The organism is Mesorhizobium sp. M7D.F.Ca.US.004.03.1.1 (assembly GCF_003998635.1).
Taxonomy (GTDB): domain Bacteria; phylum Pseudomonadota; class Alphaproteobacteria; order Rhizobiales; family Rhizobiaceae; genus Mesorhizobium; species Mesorhizobium loti.
Map to the genome: position 1 here is coordinate 1 of NZ_RZQG01001730.1, position 516 is coordinate 516.

1 protein-coding gene is annotated in these 516 nt (G+C 67.6%); it reads left to right on the forward strand.

The features are described 5' to 3' along the window. Positions 1-516 (forward strand): dTMP kinase (gene tmk, locus EN935_RS39745; RefSeq protein WP_127374440.1); only part of this gene is annotated, 516 nt, incomplete at both ends.

Here is a 516-nt window from a genome sequence, read left to right on the forward strand (position 1 = left end):
TCTTCGGCCCGAACGGTTCGCCGGGCGCCGAAGCGGTCAGGCATGTGCTGCTTTCGGGCGCCGCCGAACCGTTCGGGCCGAAGATGGAAGCGCTGCTTTTCGCCGCCGCGCGGTCCGACCATGTCGAGCAGGTCATCCGGCCGGCGGTCGAGCGTGGCTCCATCGTGCTTTGTGACCGTTTCCTCGATTCCTCGCGCGTCTACCAGGGCGTCACCGGCGGCATCGACCCGGCGTTTATGGACACGCTGGAGCAGGTAGCCATCAACGGCATGATGCCGGACATGACGCTGATCTTCGATATCGATCCGGCGGAAGGCCTGAGGCGCGCAACGCTGCGGCGCGGTACCGAGGCAGCCGCCGACCGCTTCGAAAAGGAGACGCTAGCGATCCACCAGGCCCGCCGCGAGGCGTTTCTGGCGATCGCGGAGGCCGAGCCGGAACGCTGTATCGTCGTCGACGCAGCCGCCGATCCCGATGCGGTCGAGAATGTCGTCACCGCCGCCGTCTTCGCGGCGC